General features: G+C 49.8%; 13 protein-coding genes. 10 read left to right on the forward strand and 3 right to left on the reverse strand.

What is annotated here, in order from left to right:
- Nucleotides 1-81 precede the first annotated feature (81 nt).
- The 3 genes from Pan54_RS06475 to Pan54_RS26730 all read right to left on the reverse strand — a co-directional run bounded on the left by Pan54_RS06475 (nt 82) and on the right by Pan54_RS26730 (nt 4,503).
- The gene (locus Pan54_RS06475) at nt 82-1,578 is read right to left on the reverse strand and encodes a DUF1501 domain-containing protein (protein WP_146502726.1); all 1,497 of its coding nucleotides are present in this window, start codon (nt 1,576-1,578) and stop codon (nt 82-84) included.
- Nucleotides 1,579-1,580: 2 nt separating this feature from the next.
- Entirely contained in the window at nt 1,581-4,046 is a 2,466-nt protein-coding gene (locus Pan54_RS06480; protein ID WP_165441616.1) for a PSD1 and planctomycete cytochrome C domain-containing protein, read from the reverse strand.
- Nucleotides 4,047-4,362: 316 nt separating this feature from the next.
- Nucleotides 4,363-4,503, reverse strand: coding sequence for a hypothetical protein (locus Pan54_RS26730; protein ID WP_146506335.1), 141 nt, complete (start codon nt 4,501-4,503; stop codon nt 4,363-4,365).
- Nucleotides 4,504-5,101: 598 nt separating this feature from the next.
- Here Pan54_RS26730 and Pan54_RS06490 point away from each other — a divergent pair.
- The 10 genes from Pan54_RS06490 to Pan54_RS06535 all read left to right on the forward strand — a co-directional run bounded on the left by Pan54_RS06490 (nt 5,102) and on the right by Pan54_RS06535 (nt 19,297).
- A complete protein-coding gene (locus tag Pan54_RS06490; RefSeq protein ID WP_165441617.1) occupies nt 5,102-8,089 on the forward strand; it encodes a PSD1 and planctomycete cytochrome C domain-containing protein in 2,988 nt (995 codons plus the stop codon).
- A 32-nt stretch (nt 8,090-8,121) separates the two neighbouring features.
- A complete protein-coding gene (locus Pan54_RS06495; protein WP_146502729.1) occupies nt 8,122-9,576 on the forward strand; it encodes a DUF1501 domain-containing protein in 1,455 nt (484 codons plus the stop codon).
- 277 nt (nt 9,577-9,853) lie between these two features.
- Nucleotides 9,854-10,153 (forward strand): integrase core domain-containing protein, encoded by a 300-nt coding sequence (locus tag Pan54_RS06500; RefSeq protein ID WP_146502730.1) that lies wholly within the window; start codon nt 9,854-9,856, stop codon nt 10,151-10,153.
- Nucleotides 10,150-10,368, forward strand: a complete 219-nt coding sequence (locus Pan54_RS06505) for a hypothetical protein (RefSeq protein ID WP_146502731.1) — start codon at nt 10,150-10,152, stop codon at nt 10,366-10,368. The genes Pan54_RS06500 and Pan54_RS06505 overlap by 4 nt, the downstream gene beginning before the upstream one ends.
- Nucleotides 10,369-10,374: 6 nt before the next feature.
- A complete protein-coding gene (locus tag Pan54_RS06510) occupies nt 10,375-13,089 on the forward strand; it encodes an FAD-dependent oxidoreductase (protein WP_146502732.1) in 2,715 nt (904 codons plus the stop codon).
- A gap of 497 nt (nt 13,090-13,586) precedes the next feature.
- A complete protein-coding gene (locus tag Pan54_RS06515) occupies nt 13,587-16,211 on the forward strand; it encodes a carboxypeptidase-like regulatory domain-containing protein (RefSeq protein ID WP_146502733.1) in 2,625 nt (874 codons plus the stop codon).
- A complete protein-coding gene (locus Pan54_RS06520) occupies nt 16,204-16,458 on the forward strand; it encodes an integrase core domain-containing protein (RefSeq protein WP_146502734.1) in 255 nt (84 codons plus the stop codon). The genes Pan54_RS06515 and Pan54_RS06520 overlap by 8 nt, the downstream gene beginning before the upstream one ends.
- A gap of 258 nt (nt 16,459-16,716) precedes the next feature.
- On the forward strand, nt 16,717-18,048 hold the full coding sequence (locus Pan54_RS06525) for a Gfo/Idh/MocA family protein (RefSeq protein WP_146502735.1): 1,332 nt from the start codon (nt 16,717-16,719) through the stop codon (nt 18,046-18,048).
- Nucleotides 18,049-18,082: 34 nt separating this feature from the next.
- On the forward strand, nt 18,083-18,721 hold the full coding sequence (locus Pan54_RS06530; RefSeq protein ID WP_146502736.1) for a hypothetical protein: 639 nt from the start codon (nt 18,083-18,085) through the stop codon (nt 18,719-18,721).
- Nucleotides 18,722-18,994: 273 nt separating this feature from the next.
- Entirely contained in the window at nt 18,995-19,297 is a 303-nt protein-coding gene (locus Pan54_RS06535; protein WP_165441618.1) for a c-type cytochrome domain-containing protein, read from the forward strand.
- The last annotated feature ends 74 nt before the right edge of the window (nt 19,298-19,371 follow it).

Consider the following 19,371-nt stretch of genomic DNA (forward strand, 5'->3'; position numbering starts at 1 on the left):
TCGGTGAATCTATTTTGATGGCAAGGCGGAGTTACGGAGATCGGGCTATGCTGGACGATCGGATTCAACGACCCGTTTCGATCAAGCTAAAATATCATGCACGACGTGGCCATGCACATCGGTGAGCCGGAAATCGCGTCCCTGGACCCGGTAGGTCAGCTGAGTGTGATCGAGCCCGAATAGATGCAGAATGGTGGCGTGCAAATCGTGAACGTGAACGGGATTCTCAAGCGTATGCCAGCCGATCTCATCGCTTGCCCCGTATGTGGTGCCCGGTTTAACGCCACCGCCTGCCATGAGAACAGTGAAGGCAAAGGGATGATGATCGCGACCGGTTACCTTTTTGAAGCCGGGACGATTTTCTCCCAGTGGAGTTCTACCGAATTCGGATCCGATGATCACGAGGGTATCATCCAGCAGTCCATGAACTTTGAGATCTTGAATGAGAGCTGCGATCGGCTGATCGACCATGAGGGAATTGTGAGTCAATTCTGCATCGAGACGGGAGTGATGATCCCAAGAGGAATGGATGATATTCACCATCCGCACGCCTCGCTCAACAAGTCGGCGGGCAAGCAGACAGTTATAGGAAAACGCTTCGAACAATCCTTTCCCGCCACGATTGCTGGAGATCTCTGGTTCCTTCCGTCCGAAACCATAGCGATCGAGTGTTGCTTTGGATTCGCCTGAGAGATCGACTAGTTCGGGAGCAGATGACTGCAGTCGGAAAGCGAGTTCGTAGCTGTGCATCCGACTGGCCAGTTCTGGATCGCCGACGTCCTGCAATCGTATCTGATTGAGATCGTTAATTCCCCTGACTGTCGCCCGCTGCAGAGCAGAGGAAATGCCGGTCGGCGTTTCGAGATTGCTGACCGTGCTCCCCTGATTTCCAAACAGAACTCCTGAATAAGTGGAAGGAAGAAATCCACTGGACCAACTGGCCGAACCGCCGGGAATGCCGCGTCCTGTGGTTACCAGTGAGACAAACGCGGGCAGATTGTTCGCTTCGCTCCCCAATCCATAAGACATCCACGACCCCAGACTTGGTCTTCCCGCAATGGCAGAGCCGCAGTTCATCAATAACTGGGCGGGAACATGATTGAATTGATCGCTATGCACGGAACGGACCATACACAGGTCGTCCGCACACGTGGCCAGATGAGGAAGCAGGTCCGAAAAGTTCATTCCGGACTCGCCATGTTGAGTAAACTTGCGCGGGGTTCCTTTAATCCGGGCAGACTCTTTCTGCAGAAACGCGAACTGCACGTTTTCCAGAAATGAATCCGGCAAAGGCTGACCATCCAGTTTATTCAGTTGCGGTTTTGGATCGTAAAGATCCATTTGGCTGGGGCCTCCTTCCAGATAAATGTAAATGCAGTTTTTAGCGCGGGGAGGAAAATGCGGCGTGCGGACTTGCAAAGGATCCTGAGCTGAGACAGTCGGAACTTCTCCAGCTCGGGAAACCCCATCTTGGGCAAGTAGTTGAGCTAACGTGGCTGTCCCCATGCCCCATAGCGAATTGCGCAAGAAATCTCTTCGCGCCAAACGGGCCGAGTTTTCCAATGAGGGTGTGAACATGCTTATTCCCGTGTGATAAATTGTTCGAGGTTGATCAGGCTGCGACAGATCAGAATTCGCACCACCTGTTGCCGCGGGGAGAGATTGGCAGCATTTGTGGATGTTGGCGAAGGGGCATCTTGTGACACTGACTTGCCGTCAGATTCAAGTTTCAGAAGTTGGTCGATTTGGTCGTCGGAAAGCTCTAGTGTCAGTGATTCAAATTCGGCTGTCAGCGTTTCGAGTCGGGCCAATTCCTCCGAGCTCGGGTCGCGTGACAAAGCCGTGCGAACCGCATACGTCAACCATTCCTGTAAAGCCACATCTCCCAGTGCGGCCGTCCGCAAACCCAATTGTTGAGCACATTCCCAGAACACAGAATCGTTCAGCATCGCTAACGCCTGCAGCGGAGAATTCGAACGTTCTCTCTCTGGGCATGAACTGGTAGTTGCAGGAGCATCGAAGGTAGTGAGCATTGGATAAGGAGTTGCCCGGCGAAATTGAATATACATACCGCGACGGTATTTATCGGCACCGGCACTGACTTTCCATTCCTGATTGCGACTCACTTGAGTGATCCGGGAATTCAAAGGCGGTTTGATGCTCGGACCGCCGATTTTTGGATAGAGCAGATCAGCCACGGAAAGAGCAAGATCGCGGACAATTTCAGCTTCCACACGAAACCGCGATTGCCGACCAAGTAACCGATTCTGAGCATCGACCTCATGCAAATCTGTACGGAACGCAGAACTCTGTTGGTAGGTCTGAGAGGTCACAATCAGGCGAATCAGCTTTTTGCGACTCCAGCCCTCTTCGATTAGACTGGTCGCGAGCCAGTCGAGTAATTCTGGATGGGACGGTTCGCTGCCAGTCGTACCGAAATTGTCTTCGGTATCGACCAGCCCCTGTCCAAACAGGTGTTGCCAGATATGATTCACCGCAGTACGGGCAGTCAGCGGGTTATCAGCACGGACGAGCCATCGCGCCAGATCGAGTCGGTCGGCTCGTTCACCGCGAGGTTGCAGGGGAGGCAAAAATGCGGGCGTTCCCGGTTCGACTTGAGGACCAGGTTGACGGAAATCTCCGCGATGATGAATGAAAGTGTCCCGCGGCTGAGAACGTTCCCGAATCGACAATGCAACCACATCAACCGGTTTGGGTTGCTTCTGAGCGAGTTTTTCATACTCATTAGTCCACTCCCGCGACTGTTTGTCAAGATCGTCACGCCAGTGATCCAGACTTTCTTTTTGAGTTTCCGTTCGATCCGAACGGTGAATCGCAAGTATTTTCAGTGCTTGCTCAAGAATCTGTTCTTCCCCGGAAGTGTTCTCTGTGAGGGTACTTTTCAGCCGAGTGGCCAGTTCCTCCATTTTGGCCAGTCGATCCGCTTTTTTCTGAGGATCTTCCACGGGAGCGGGTAATGTCTTGATCACCTGGCGGTCTGCTTCGAGACCATTAAAGAATGCGTACATCTGATAAAACTCGGCGTGAGTAATCGGATCGTATTTGTGGGTGTGGCATTCCGCACAGCCAATCGTCAGTCCCAACCATGCCGTGCCAACTGTGCTCAGGCGATCAACTGTCTGAATCACACGATCGGCTTCGCGATCGACTCCGGCTTCCGTATTGACCATGGCATTGGCATGGAACCCGGTCGCAATTTTCTGGGAAATCGTCGAGTTTTCGAGTAAGTCACCAGCAATCTGCTCAATTGTGAAGCGATCGTAGGGGAGGTCGCGATTGATGGCGTCGATGACCCAATCGCGATAGCGGTACGCCTGAGGACGCAGTTCATCTCCAAGGTAACCGTTACTATCGGCATAGCGGGCCAGATCGAGCCAGTGCCGTCCCCAGCGTTCACCAAAATGAGGTGAGGCGAGCAGTTCATCAACCAGGCGTTCTACAGCTCCAGGAGACTCATCCGCAACAAAATCCTGAACTTCCGCGTAAGTGGGAGGTAGTCCCACTAAATCGAGATACAACCGACGAATGAGCACGGCCCGGTCAGCCGGTGGTGACATCGTTAGATCGTCCCGTTCCAGTCGCGTTTTCACGAAGACATCGATCGGATGCTGCGGCTGTGCAGACTCGTACGCATCTGGCAATTCAACGGAGCCGACCGAGCGAAATGACCAGTGAGCTGTGTATTCTGCTCCCTGATCGATCCAGGCTTTCAGCAGAGACTTTTCCTCTTCTGATAGAGATTTTCCAGTCTCAGATGGAGGCATTTGTTCATACTCATCCGTTGAGTTCACCCGGGCAATTAATTCGCTATGTTCGGAATCGCCGGGAATGATCGCGGCCATGCCACTATCTGCCGGCTCAAGAGCAGCGGTCGCCAGATCCAGACGTAATCCAGCCTCCCGCGAGCCTTCATCTGGCCCATGACAGACAAAACATTTGCCAGCCAGAATAGGGCGAATATCACGTGAATAATTGACCCGCTCCACCTGACCGCTGGCTCCCCACGCAACAGTAGGACACAACAAAAGTAGAACTATCCAAATTGCTCTCAGTATTGACCGATCTGTCATTATTGCCGACGACGCTTCCCATTCATGGGTTGATTGACTTAAATATTACGAACTGAAAAAGTGTCAGGTCTGCTTAGGAATCCAATGCCAAGCGAAGCTGTGCAAATACGGACCCACAATACTATTTGTAAGATATCCGGGGCTTGTTGTCTAATTATTGCAGTTAAGAAGTATTGTGGCTGCTGGCTGCCCGCAGAGTTCGGCCTGAATCGCTTTCCATCTTCCATCTCAGACTTCGTATCGAACATGTCGAGTGAGCGTTGATCGTGAGTCATAAAATGACCCCAGCCTGTTGGTCATGGGCGACCTGTGCGAAGATCTCCATAACTTGCCGACCACGATGACTGTCTAGTGAAGCGGTAGGTTCGTCTGCGAGAATTACGCTGGGCCGATTCACCAGTGTCTTTGCGATGGCGACCCGCTGCTGTTGTCCCCCTGATCGTCGAGAACTTCGTTGATTCGTCTAGGAACTTGGGGCTGATCATCGTGGAAACTCGGGCTTCCAGAGTACCGGTTCCCATCACCTCGCATAAGATTGTTCGACGAGCAGGAGATACCCATTGCATAGTCAGTGGAGCGAAACGCATCTGATAGACAATTACCCCTGCGATCACCAGCACAAGGAGTTAGCGTCCCAATTTCCACAACCAGCAAATTTTCATTCTTGATTCCGATTAGTTTCGACCATGCCTATGTGCAGAATTCTATTTGTTCAATTGTCAATGGGAATATTGAGTCCTCAATCGACTTGATACTGAGAGGAGTTTCGGATCCTCGGATAGAAAATATCACATCGTTATCACAAACGACTGTGTAGCCAAACAAAGACATCATCTCTTGATCCGCTCTTCCGTTTGAGGTAGAAGTGTCGATTAATCAAAATGTTTTTATGGGTCCCTGCGAGAATGATCATGCCAAGATCTGGCGCTCACCATGCATCCTATTTCAAATCTCCCGTGTACTGCACTGTGGGGCTTTTCGTGATGGTCCAACTATTACAGAATTCTGTAATGTCTTATGCGGAAACACCGGTCAGTTTTAATCGTGACATTCGTCCGATCCTCTCAGAGAATTGTTATCACTGTCATGGTCCCGATGAAAATGCACGCGAGGCAGATCTACGGCTCGATACAGAGCAGGACTTGCTAGCTGATCATATTTTGACGCCAGGAAAAGCGGACGAGAGTGAATTATTCCGTCGGATCTCTAGCGCGGATGATTCAAACGTTATGCCCCCAGTCGATTCAAATCGTACGCTGACATTAGAGCAAACTAACTTGATCAAGCGCTGGATCAACCAGGGGACAAAGTGGCAGGGGCACTGGGCATTTGAATCGGTCCTGAGGCCTGCAGTGCCCAAAGCGTCCAGTGATTGGCCACGTAACGAAATCGATCATTTCGTCTGGCAACGTCTCCAGACCGAAAAAATGCCTCCGAATCTGGAGGCAGATAAGGCGCGTTTACTGCGACGGGTGAAGCTCGACATAACCGGTTTACCTCCAACGGTTGAGGAACTGGATCAATTTCTGGCGGATGAAGCGCCAGAAGCCTACGAAAACATGGTCGATCAATTCCTTGCCTCATCCGAATTTGGCGAGCGAATGGCCTGGAACTGGCTTGATGTTGCCCGCTATGCCGACAGCAATGGATATCAGGGAGATCGAGAAAGGACGATGTGGCCCTGGCGGGACTGGGTCGTCAAGTCGTTCAATCAGAACAAGCCTTATGATGAATTCACTGTCGAACAACTGGCGGGTGATTTGCTGCCGGAAGCGACGCCGGAGCAGAAACTCGCGACAGGGTTTTGTCGCAATCATATGATCAATGGCGAAGGAGGGCGGATCGCCGAGGAAAACCGGATCGAATACATATTCGATCAGACCGAGACAATGGGGACCGTCTGGTTGGGCCTGACCCTCACCTGCTGCCGCTGCCACGACCACAAATATGATCCAATCAGCCAGCAGGAGTATTATCAACTCTTCGATTACTTCAATCAGACTCCAGTGACAGGAGGGGGCGGAGATCCACAGATGGCTCCGAATCTACAGGTTCCCTCTCAGGTTCAGCAAAATCAGATTGTTAACTCTCAACAGCAGATTCGTCAGCTCGAACAACAGAGAAAAGAGTATTGGCAGCTGCAGTTCCCTGCCTATGAACAGTGGCAACATGATGAGTTGGAACGACTTCAGAAGATGAAGTCTCCCTGGCAGGTGATGCAACCCGTCAAAGTCAGTGCCGAACATCAGAAGCTGACAGTTCAGGGAGATCAGTCCATTCTGGCCAGTGGAGTTAATCCATCGAATGATACCTATCGGCTCTCGTTAACGACCGAACTGCCTGAAGTGCAGGTAGTGCGACTCGACGCATTACGCCACACGACGATGACGGAAAATGGCCTGGCTCGATCGAATAGTGGTAATTTTGTTTTGACAGAAATCAACTTTGAGATCATCCATCAGAATGGGACATCACAACCACTTGAAATTGCCTCCGCCATTGCCAGTTATGAGCAGGGAGGACTGAAGATCGCCAATACTTTTGATGGAAATCCCCAATCAGGTTGGGCGGTCCTGCAGGGGAAATTTGTTGATCGCGATCATGCCGGGTTGTTTCGTTTTAAAAAATCTTATGCATTCAGAGAAGGGGATCGGCTTGTCGTGACACTTCATCACGACTCGGTACATCAACATCATAACCTGGGACACTTTCAGTTCTCGGCTTCGTCACAACCCGATGTCTCGCTCAAGCATGAGACACTGGAACTGCGAAACGCGTTATTGACTCCAGCAACACAACGGACTGTAAATCAGAACAAACTCATTGAAGAACGATATCAGCAACAGGATGAAGTCTATCAACAATTGACGAAGCAACTGGAGCAGGAAAAGCAGAAACTGGAATCCGTTCGCAAGCAGATTCCAGTCGTAATGACCATGCAGGACATGTCCAGTCGTCGGGAAACATTCACCCTCGATAAGGGGATTTACGACAAGCCAATTGAGAAGGTCTTTCCTGGTCTTCCTCAACAGTTGTTGTTTGATGAAAATTATCAAAACAATGAACAGAATCGACTTACATTGGCCAGATGGCTTGTCGACCGGAAGCATCCGTTGACAGCACGCGTAACAGTCAATCGGTACTGGCAAATGTTCTTCGGTGTGGGGTTGGTCAAAACTCCGGAAGATTTCGGATCTCAGGGAGAGAAGCCGACTCACCCGGAATTGCTCGACTGGCTGTCAGCAGAATTCATGGAATCGGGCTGGGATCTGAAACATCTCATTCGAATGATGGTCACTTCTGCGACCTATCGGCAATCGGCGGAAGTTACCCCTGACATGTACGATCGTGATCCTGAAAACCAGTTGCTGGCGCGGGGCTCCCGTCTACGGATGCCATCCTGGATGTTACGAGATCAGGCCCTGTTCATCAGTGGGCTGCTTGTTAATCGTGAAGGTGGTCCGCCGGTTTATCCTTATCAGCCAGAGGGGATTTGGGCGGAAGCCACCTTCGGCAAGAAAAAATATAATCAGGATACCGGAGAAAAACTGTATCGACGCACGCTCTATTCGTTCTGGCGGCGGATTGTCGGCCCGACAATGCTGTTCGATAACAGCCCCCGACAGAGTTGCTCCGTCAGGGATTATCGGACGAATACTCCTTTGCACGCTTTGGTAACTTTGAACGACACCACTTATGTGGAAGCGGCCCGTGCATTTGCACAACGTTTGATGCTTGCTGAAGACAATGATGAACAACGGATCGAATTGGCTATGCGGCTGGCAACATCCCATGCTCCTAAATCGCTGGAAACCGATATATTGCTAACGCGCCTACAGAAACTCAAAGACCAGTATCGACAGAATCCTGCTTCCGCCACCGCGATACTCCAAGTTGGTGAATCCTCACGGGATGAAAATCTTGATCCAGTCGAACATGCCTCCTGGGTGGGAATCTGCAGCCTGATTCTCAATCTTGATGAAACTTTGTGTCGCTGATTCGTATCACATTCCGATGAAAGTAATTCAGGATGATCAATTATCATCAACAGCAAACACGTCGACAACTTTTCGGGCAGTCAGCTCTGGGGCTGGGAACTGTGGCTCTCGGTTCCCTGTTAACATCGAACTCTCAGGCGGACCGTTCCAATCCGTCCGGGTACGCTGGTCTGCAGGATCTCCCTCATTTTGCACCGAAAGCAAAACGAGTGATTTATCTGTTTCAGAATGGAGCTCCATCACACGTTGATCTTTTTGATTACAAACCGACGTTAAAAAAGCACCACGGAGAGCAGATACCCGACGAAATCAGCGGAGGTAAACGCTTTAGTACCATGACGGGCGGACAAAAAGAACGTCCGGTTCTTTCGGAAATTACAAATTTTGCTCAACATGGAGAATGTGGTGCCTGGGTGAGCGACTTTACTCCGAAAATTGCGGGGATCGCGGACGATTTGTGCTTCATCAAATCGATGCATACCGATGCAGTCAACCATGCCCCGGCAATCACCTTTTTTCTGACTGGATCAGAAATGCCTGGTCGTCCCAGCATGGGAGCCTGGATGACGTACGGGCTGGGACAAGGTTCGAAAAACCTGCCTTCATTTGTGGTGATGACTTCCCGGGATAAGGAGGCCAGTTGCGGCCAGATCTTCTATGACTTCTATTGGGGAAGCGGATTTTTACCTTCCAGATTTCAAGGAGTAAAGTTTCGTGGCCAAGGCGACCCTGTTCTTTATCTCTCCAATCCTCAAGGGATGAGTCGGGAGATACGCAGAGGAATTCTGGATGATCTTGCGAAACTCAATGAGATCAACTTCGCCGAGATGGGGGATCCGGAAACGCAAACCCGCATCAGTCAGTATGAAATGGCGTATCAAATGCAAATGAGCGTCCCTGAATTGACCGACTTTTCCAATGAACCCAAGCATATTCTCGATCGATACGGTCCCGACGTGCACCGGGCAGGAAGTTTTGCTTACAACTGTTTGATGGCAAGGCGACTCGCTGAGCGGGATGTACCGTTTATTCAGTTGATGCATGCAGGCTGGGACCAGCATCGTAACCTAAATACTCAACTCAAGGTTCAATGTATTGATACAGATGCCCCCAGTGCAGCTCTGGTGAGAGATCTGAAGGAACGGGGACTGCTTGATGACACATTGGTTATCTGGGGGGGAGAATTTGGTCGAACTCCATTTCTACAGGGCAAGATTGAAAACACCAGCACTTGGGGACGCGATCATCATCCCTATGCCTTCACTATTTGGATGGCAGGTGGAGGTATTCAACCGGGGGTGAGTTACGGATCCTCTGATGATTTCGGCTTCAATGTTGTCGAAAACCCAGTCTCGGTGCATGACCTTCAAGCGACGATTCTGCATTTACTGGGAATCAATCATGAACGCTTGACTTACAAGTTCCAAGGCCGCAATTTTCGCCTGACCGACGTTTTCGGGGAAGTGGTCAAGCCAATCCTGACATGATTCATACGAGATTGCGGTGCAGTCTGTCAGAACATTCTGGACTTTTCCGCACGAGTTCTCATCATGCCAGATCGGGAAATGACTTTCCAAATTTGACACTTGTTGAGACGATTCCTGTATCAAAGCGATACGACTATCGACACCATCAACTCATTTAATCGACTGCACGGGGTTGGCTCCGAAAGCCAGAGACAGCGAGAAGCTTACTGCGATCCTGATCCAAGATCCAGATACGAAATACACAAAGAATTTCAGGGTAATCGTAAATGCCGCGGGCATGAAAACGAATCCGTTACAGATAGCCTCGCCGAACCTGAATGGCCGTTGTGAGTGGATTATCGAGACGATCAAGCTGGAATGCCTCAATAAGTTTATTGTGTTTGGGAAGAAGCATCTCGATTATCTGACGGACGAGTTTACGAGTCATAATAATACAAAGCGGTCGCATAGGGAACGGGACAACCTGCCGCCGATTCGCGAAGAGCCTGGTGAAGTGGCGACTATTTCCATCGATCAGATTGAGGTCAAGAAATACGATGGTGGATTGATCAAGTCGTTCGAGCGGAAGGTGGCATGATCAAGAAGATTATAGTTCGGTTCCGTGTGCGATTACATCAAAATGGAATTCTCAGTGAGGAAGCCTTCAACCATGAGCTGATATTTCTTATCAACTTTGCTATTTTCTATGTATCAAATTCTGGAACACAGATGACATTTGTTGTCCCAGAGGTTCCTGCTAACCGTTCTGAAACTGCTGCTCCTGCACTCTCGCCGCCTGACTCATTGGAATAAAACAACGTGAATAACGCTCGAACTTATCTCAGTATTGTTTTTATCGTATGCACACTGGCATTCGCAGAGCCAACAGCATCCGCCAATTCTCCCGCTGCTTTCCAGAAACATGAATGTGAATTACTGATCGTCGGAGCAACCGAGTCGGGCTGGGCGGCTGCGATTCAGGCTGCTCGAATGGGAGTGAACTCCATCATCATTGTGCACGATGGGGAATGGTACGGGGGACAATATACCGAGCAATCACTGGCCTGTGTCGATGAAGACAAGGGAGTCGGCAAAGTCGGCTGGGGAGTCGACTGGCATCCCATGAAACGCTCCTTTCACCGCAGCGGACTCTTCAAAGAGGTGATGGATCGGATTGAGGCGGTCAATGAAAAGAAGTATGGTGCTGGCATGCCAGGACTTCCTTATCACGGTCCCTCGACTTTCCATCCGGCTGATGCGGAGCAGGCATTTCGAGAACTGATTCAACCTTATGTTGACAGCAAACAAATCCAGGTCATCTGGAATCATGCTCCTGTTGCTGTCGAAGTTACGGGAAAAGATTCAAACCATCCCCGGGTCCGTCAAGTCACTTTCGCACCTGTTGACCTGCAAACCGGGAAGATGGAATCTCCTGATGTGCAGGTAAACGCTCGGTTGACCATTGATGCTTCCGACTGGGGAGAGGTCATTCAACTGGCCGGTGCTGAATATGAATGTGGTCCTGATCCTCAATCTCGTTATGGCGAACCAAGTGCTCCCCCTGAAAATGAGATTTCACATAATGAAATGAATCCGATCACGTGGGCGATGATTGTTGAAGACACACACAAGCCTTCACCTATTGAGCGACCAGAGAATTTCGATGACCGCAATTATCCTCGGGCTACCAGACTCAGCATGAATGGCTTTGGAAAAGGACTGGAGTGGGATCGTCCCATCCGAAGCTACGGAGGCATTCTGCACTGGCCTGCTAAGAATGACGGAAACAAGCGGATGCTGAGTGTCTATTCGGTTCGTCGGATTGTGGTTGGCAACGAAGAACTCGGAACGCCGACCGCCATTCTGCTCAACTACATGAACGGACAGGATTATCCATTGGAACGACTACCTGCTCGGGTAGTCGCTGCCCTCGAAAAAATAGAAGCCGGGGCCTCCCAAGAGAATATTGTTGAGATGACCCGGGAGGAGCGACAAGTCATTTTTGATGATGCCAAGCAGCATTCGCTGGGTGTTCTGTTTCACATGCAAAATTATGTGCACGAGCACGCCGCCGACCAAACTCACACCTTTAGAAACTTCCGTCTGAGCCCCGAATTTGGCACTCCAGATAACCTGCCCCCCAAGCCGTACATTCGTGAGGGATTACGTCTCAAAGCGATGTATATGATGCGGGAACAGGATGGTCGCAATCGGGATGGATTCGAAAAGACAGCAGCCAAAGAACGATTCTCTGAAGTATTGTATCCCGATGGGTTGTTCCCCTGGCAGTTCCACTATGACTTCCACCGCACCGGAAGAACCTACTTGAAAAAAGAAGGGGAAGATGGCCCCTGGATTGATTTTGAAAAGCCGGGACGGCATACCCGTTTTGTCAGCGATCGATCGGTGTTTCCGCTGCGAAGTTTGATTCCCATACGATATAACGGTCTTCTGGGAGCCCAGGGAAACGTCGGCTTTAGCAGCATCGTCAGTGCTGCGATTCGCCTTCACGATCAGCGAATTCACATCGGCCAGGCGGCAGGAGCAGCTGCCGCTGTCAGCCTGCAGCATGAGATCGAACCACATCAGCTCATCCAGCAACGATCACGGTTTGAAGAAATACGAGCGGGGCTGTGCTCGTCTCTCGACGGGGGGATTCCTCTCCTACTCTGGCCGTTTCGAGATTTACCAGCCGATCATCCAGCGTTCACTGCGATCAATCGTCTACATGCCGCTAAGTTGCTCTCAACTGAAGCAACTGAAGTCGATTTCCGCCCCGATGATCCTGCAAAATCGGTTTGGATCCAGAAGGGAATCGAGCAGATTTATCGCTCTACGCAACATCGCATCTCGATACCGAAACAGAATATGACACGTGGCGAATTTGCGAGCGAAGCCTGGAACCAGATCAAAAATCTTTCTTTGTGGAAAAGCTGGCCTCATTGGGATGCCCACGATACCGACCACGACAATATCGTGAATGAAGACGATGCTTTACCTTTCACCAGCAACGAGCCCATCGTCTGGGAAATTAACCGGCCAAAGTCAACTCCAGAAACAGATGGTCTTCTCAATGAGACGCTCACCAAAAATTCGATCATGATCAACTTCGGAGACCGTGAGAGCAACCAATCAGATTTCCTGACGGATGTGGGGGCTCCATTCAACTCCAAAAATGGATATGGCTGGGGGAAAGACCTTCGATCTCAGACAAGATTTCGAAATGCAGTGCCGGAGTCGTATCGAGACTCTTTTGTTTTCACCCGCACGCTCGATCGCTGGGAGTATGAACTTCCCAATGGAGAGTGTCGAGTCACAATTTGTGTGGGAGATTCAGGGCACGACCAGGTTCATCAGAACGTTTCTCTGGAAGGAAATCCTATTCTGACTGATGTCACAACCACTTCCGGATTATTTCAAGAGGTAACAGCATCAGTCATTGTTCGAGATCATCGATTAACCATCGACATTGGCCACGAAAAACATCCAGGCAATACCTGCCTCAACTGGATTCTGATTCAGCCCGTTAATTGATCCCTTTCACCTCAGGAGGGCATCAGACTCGTGGACGGAGTTCTTGAATCGTCACGGAAAAACACTGTGAGTCAGTGCTTCAAATCATTAAAGCCGATCACGGAATAGTTTAAATAATAGAGTTGATAACTGGTCTGCAGAATCAATCGACAGAAGTGTTCTATAGGTGGTAAGTGGTCGTTCTACGCCCTAATATTGATGGATACGACATAATGCACAGGAGTTATCGGTCGGACAGAATTAAAAGTCCGTATAGCTACCGGTAACCAGCTGATTTTGGCTTATTCCGACAGGAGACTGCACAGATGTCTGTGAGTTCTAATGAGTTTAAATGTCTAATCGCCCGATTATTGTCTAACATCATTCTTCTCTCTTTCAATATTTTCAATCTCTTGAACGCGTCAGACAGAGGAAATCTTCTGCGACGATTTCATTTGAAAGCCTATGATCGTCCTTCCTGCCAATACTCGCTAACCAGTTTTTTCATACTTTGGTTTTTGACTCTGACCACTTCCGCTTTCTATGCACCCCACGCTGGAAATGTTTTAGCAGCCGAAGTCGCTGTGACAGGTAAGCAGGAATCAGAGAAGAAGGGTAAGGACTTCGATGCGACGGACTCAATAACAGTAAAGAAAGCGGAAGAGCCTAATGGAGAGACAAAAGAGCCCATTCCAAGGGCTCTGAAACCAGCTCCATCTGAAGTTCCCTGGCCAATAGAAAAGTACAAATCCTACATCGACATACCTCCAAGCGGCAGCGGATTACGTGTGCAATTGGATTCGCGTCGCTGGGTCGAGTTGAACTCCCTTTCTGCCACCGAAAAAATCGATGGGAAGAACGTGGACATTTTCTGGAAAGCCGACGGGGAATTGATTGATCCTCCACAAGGATTTGACCCACTCTCGTTGGTTCCTGCCCGCGTTGAGAATCAAATGCTAAAATCGACACGAGGCGTTTCACTGCAGGTCGTTGGTCCCAAAGGAACACGAGCTTCGATGAGCACCAGTGGGGTTGGTGGCTATGGCAATTTCTCTGTGCCAATTGACGATGAGTTTGTGCAACTTCCTTTGACGACAATCATGTCTGATATTCCTTACAATCATGCGTATGTGGAAGTTTCCGTTTCGCAGGAGAACTGGGTAGATGTTTCACTCGATAATTCTCAAGGCATGCAGGTCCTGCAATCCCTAGAGGATCGACGCCTGTATGTGGTTATTGACGACGCCTGGCACTACGCCTGGCAATTGAAAATCGAACGTGATAAGGGGGAGCCAATCGTAATGACACCTACGGTCGTCGGCGGATCAGTCTCCAGTTCATTTTTTCCGGAATCACTTCGAAGTTCTGTCCGAGAGGAATTTCAATCCGCCCAGATTGTCGCTTTTTACTTTGACAAAGAGCAACCGATGCCTAAGCTGCTCAAACTGCAGCGGAGTCTTTACGATGTCGTACGGTTCAAAAACTTGAGTGTCTTTCCGGGACCAAAATCGGCGGTCCGCATCTCCGTCAACGGAGTCCCCATTTCGGAAGAACAAAAGCAAATATTAACGCCTCTTGATGAAACATCGAATGAATCGACAACGCTCGCTGATAACCTCAAACCGGATAATGAGACTGAATTGATTCCGTTAAGTGGAACGGTCGTCGATGCTAAGGGAAACCCAGTGCCCGAATGTTGGGTCGGCATGTTTGTCACTCCTCAGGAATTCGATAAATTCAGGAAGTCGAGCAAACCATTCGCAACTGGTCCTCCCCTGGCATTCGAAGCCCGTACTGATGACGCAGGCGTATTCTCGATTCTTGCCCTCAAGTCTCACTTCGTGTTTGATGGTAGTTTCTGGGCGGTTCGCAAAGACGGAGCGACAGGAACATTATCAATGAATTGCACGTGGTCGTATCTGCAAGATCATCTCAAGATTCGAATTTCCGAGGAGCAAGGGAAGGTTCAAGTTGTCGATCCCGAGGATGAACCCATTGTCGGAGCCAAAGTCACCCTGGAAGCCATTCAGATTCCACGGAGTGTCACGCGAGAACTCCCCGAGGAGGTTCAAAATCGGCAAACCGCGGTGACGAATAATGATGGCGAGGTAACCTTCCGAGGTTGGAGTTCGGCTGCAATTCGAGGTGTCGGAGTAACAGCCGAAGGGTTTGGAACTCAATATCTGAAATCTATTTTCGCATCGCAATGGGTAAAAGGGGAGGAACCGCTCAAACTCACGCTGCACCCGACCGCCAGCCTGAGCGGTCAGATTATAGGGTATGAGAGTTCTAAAATGGAGAACCTGCAATTGCAAATTCTCACGGAAACGCGTGGTGCTCAGCCACCCATGTCGGGCCGAGCAGTGGTAGACATCGTCGAGGATGGTCGTTTTTCTGTTGACAACATTGCTGCGGGTCGAGTTTTGATGGTCTCTTCACTCACGGCTGATTCACTTATGAAAATGAAGATCCCCTATATCCCGTCATTAACACCCGGTGAAGATCGCATAATAATTGACAATCCACAATTGGTGCCCGCTGTCGTTGTGCGTCAGCAGTTCATTAAGTCGGACACCAAAGAGGGGATCCCCGATATGAAATTACGCGTCCTCTGGGGATCTGCGATAAATGATGGAAGCTGGCGTCAAAGCAAACCGACGACCACTGACAAGAACGGCTGGTGGACTGCCCATGTCTTGCCGGGGCCGATCAATATCCGAGTGAGCAGTAGACCAGAAGGTTATGCGGGTACCTCATGGTTTGATGGCCGCAGCGGCCATTTGGGAATCGAAGCCGAGGTTCCGGTGACCGATCAACTCGTCACATTGCCTCCGGAAGTTTACGTCCCCAGGAAATCTCTAAGTGGTCGTCTGCAATACGCCGATGGCTCACCAGCCAATGACTGGAGCGTATATGGACATCCGATTTCGTGGAACGATGTCGGCGTCGGTGGTGTGAGGACAAATCGAGAAGGTCTGTTTACCTGGACTTACCCAACTGGCTATCCCCCTCGATTATACAAAGCCTCTAACCGAAAATGGCTGACCGACCACCACTTCACCGATTCGTATGTGATTCCCAAACTCATCTCTACGGAGCCATTGATATTGGAAATTCCGGAACTTCCAGACACAAATGAGTAATGGCAGCAAGAGGATACCGAAAGCATCCCCGAATCTGAATGATCGGTGTGAGCGATTTATCGAGTCGATCAAACTGGAATGCCTCAACAAATTTATTGTGTTCGGTAAGATGCATCTGGATTATCTGACGAACGAGTTTACGAATTATTACAACACAAAAAGAATCCACATGGAACGGGACCACCTGCCGCCGATTCGAGAGGAGCCCAATAAAGTGGCGATCATTTCCACGACCAGATTGAAATGAGGAGATACGTGGGTAGCTTGATCAAGTCGTTTGAGCGGAAGGCAGCTTGGCTGTGCATTCAATGAATTTCACTCTTTTCCATCAACCCGTGCATTTCAAAATGAATCCACCTTACGAATTTGCTCACACTTCATCACGTTGACTCAATTGACACGTCACGGACCGCTTTATGTTATGATGTCAATTCAATATAAAACCATAAACTGGCTCTGACCCAAAACACTTCCAACTAACATACTTAGCAGGAAACCCGCAATCATGACATGCAATTCAGTTGCCAGCCGTCGAGCGTTTTTGAAAACATCCGTCGCAGCCGCGTCCGCTTTCGCGGCACCGGCAATTGTCCGCGGACAAAATTTGAACTCGCAATTGCAGTTTGCGGGCATCGGCACCGACGGCAAAGGGTTTTCCGACATTAAGCTCATTGCCAGCCACGACAAAGTGAAATGTGTCGCCTTTTGCGATGTCGATTTGTCGCGGACCGCAAAAATTAAGCCATTGGCCCCTGAAGCTCCTGTCTATCAGGACTACAAAAAAATGTTGGATGAGCTGGGTGATAAAATCGATGCCGTCTCGGTTTCAACCCCCGACCATACTCACGCCATCATTAGCCTTGATGCTATGCAACGTGGTAAACACGTATACTGCCAGAAGCCGCTGACACGTACGGTTTGGGAAGCCCGCCAAATGCGATTGCAAGCAAAAAAATCGGGTGTTATCACGCGGATGGGCAACCAAATCCATTCGCACTCGGCTTATCGCACCGCAGTCAAAGCGATTCAAGATGGAATCATCGGGAAGGTAACGGCTGTGCATTCCTGGGTCGGCACCACCGGGCATGGGCGCAGCGGTTTGCTCGACAAGCCTGCGAAAGGTGAAGCGATTCCGAAATCGCTCGATTGGAACCTCTGGATCAGCGTTGCCCCTATGCGTCCTTACGGCGGAAACCGAGTGTACCATCCCTTCACGTGGAGAGACTGGCAGGACTTCGGCTCCGGAGCCATCGGCGATTTCGGCTGTCATTTACTTGATCCAGTGTATTCGGCTCTCAATATTACTGGCGATCCACTGAGTGTACGCTCAGAGCACACCGGCATGAATGATGAAGTCTGGCCCGCCCAGGAAACCATCAAATACATCATTCCCGGCACTCAGTATACGGCCAGTCGCAGCCTGCCAATTACCTGGTACGATGGTGGACGGAGGCCAAGTAACGGAATCGCCAAGCTTTTACCCGGCCAGTCTCTGCCTGGCGGAGGCTCGATTTTCGTCGGTCAAAACGGCAATATGATTCTGCCTCATTACAGCCAACCCTTCGTAAACATAGAAGGTGTTAAAATAGAACCGGTGGAAAGCCTCGACCATTATCACGGCTGGGTTGATGGTTGCCTATCCGGAAAACAGCCCAGCGATGGGTTTGAATACGGAGGACATCTGACCGAAGCCGTGCAATTAGGGAATGTTGCCGCGCACTTTCCGGGCGAAACCCTCGAATTCGATGGCATAGCTCTCAAAATCACGAACAACTCGGATGCCAACAAATACTTGACACGGGACTACCGCACCGGCTTCGAAATCGCCTCGATTTAGACTTCCGTATTCCTCAAGATAGAAAATACCTTGTATGCAGGCTTTGGATATTCGCCGTTTTACAGTTATTCTTGCAATTCTGTCTGGTATGAATACCGTGTTGGCTGATGATTTGGAGTTGGCAAAGAACATCACCGTTCCGGCTGGTTGGAAGGGCGAGCAAATTCCGCTGCCCCCTTCATTTGCCAAAGAAATGCAGTTCAAAGGGATCGAAGAAGCCCGGTTTTCGCCGGGTATGTTTCAGGAAAAATCGAACACGTTTTTCTCCTACTTCTTCGTATTTAAAATCGATCCCGGCAGTGAATTAACACAAAAAAATATTGAACGCGAATTACTCATGTATTATCAAGGGCTGTCTCGTACCATCTTCAATAGCAGAAAAAAGGAATTCGACACCAGCCCGTTTACCTGCAAACTGACAAAAGTCATACCGTCCGATTCACAGAATATTTACCCTCAAGGACTCACAGAATATTCGGCAAAGGTCAAATGGACTGAACCGTTTGTGACCCAGAAATCGCAAATTTTGAATCTAATAATCCAGGCTTGGACAGACAAAACAACTGGGCACGGCTATCTGTTCGTCTGTGTTTCTCCGCAAGATTTTAAAGCCAATATCTGGCAAACGATGCGAGACATTCGCGGCAAGTTTCACCACAATCTACGGAAGTAACTTGCCCCTTTTGATGTCGATGAAACAGTTGCTTTGAGTGGGATTTGCAATTTCCCTATTGCTGTGGAATCACACCTTGCTGGTTAGACCATTTTCAAATGGTTTCTGCAGTCGCATGGGCATCAAATGTCCTAAAAACGATGTGTTTGCTTCTGCTGAACGCTGCAGGTAATTTTTGAATATGCTCGAGCGAAGGAATCGACATGAAACGATTTGGACTTTTCATGTTGGCACTGGTGTGTCGGATCTCACGGGCCAAGGCCGATGAACCTCATGACTTCTCGTAACTGCAACTCACATTCTCTAGACGAAGAAACGTCCCGTGCTGGTCGAGAACTGCTACGAGTGTCACGCGATCGGAGCGAAAAGGTGCAGGGCGGATTGTGTGTGGGACATCGCGCAGGCTTGCTACGAGGTGGTGACAGCGGACCTGCCGTCGTGCCGAATCAGGCTGAGAAAAGTCTGCTCCTCAAGGCATTTCGATTATCTCGCAGTCGAGTTTACGAAATTTTACAACACAAAAAGAATTCAAATGGAACGGGAGCACCTGCCACCGATTCGGGAGGAACCTGGTAAAATGGCGACAATTTCCATCGATCTGATTGAGGTCAGAAAATACGTTGAGGGCTTGATCAAGTCGTTTGATCGGA

Source organism: Rubinisphaera italica (assembly GCF_007859715.1).
Classification (GTDB): Bacteria; Planctomycetota; Planctomycetia; order Planctomycetales; family Planctomycetaceae; genus Rubinisphaera; species Rubinisphaera italica.

Bases quoted from the DNA above. Each gene is read 5' to 3' on its own strand.
- Pan54_RS06490 (WP_165441617.1), top strand. From the start codon at position 5,102: ATGTCTTATGCGGAAACACCGGTCAGTTTTAATCGTGACATTCGTCCG.
- Pan54_RS06520 (WP_146502734.1), top strand. From the start codon at position 16,204: ATGAGTAATGGCAGCAAGAGGATACCGAAAGCATCCCCGAATCTGAAT.
- Pan54_RS06500 (WP_146502730.1), top strand. From the start codon at position 9,854: ATGAAAACGAATCCGTTACAGATAGCCTCGCCGAACCTGAATGGCCGT.
- Pan54_RS06475 (WP_146502726.1), bottom strand. From the start codon at position 1,578: ATGTTCACACCCTCATTGGAAAACTCGGCCCGTTTGGCGCGAAGAGAT.
- Pan54_RS06505 (WP_146502731.1), top strand. From the start codon at position 10,150: ATGATCAAGAAGATTATAGTTCGGTTCCGTGTGCGATTACATCAAAAT.
- Pan54_RS06535 (WP_165441618.1), top strand. From the start codon at position 18,995: ATGACTTCTCGTAACTGCAACTCACATTCTCTAGACGAAGAAACGTCC.
- Pan54_RS06525 (WP_146502735.1), top strand. From the start codon at position 16,717: ATGACATGCAATTCAGTTGCCAGCCGTCGAGCGTTTTTGAAAACATCC.
- Pan54_RS06530 (WP_146502736.1), top strand. From the start codon at position 18,083: ATGCAGGCTTTGGATATTCGCCGTTTTACAGTTATTCTTGCAATTCTG.
- Pan54_RS06495 (WP_146502729.1), top strand. From the start codon at position 8,122: ATGATCAATTATCATCAACAGCAAACACGTCGACAACTTTTCGGGCAG.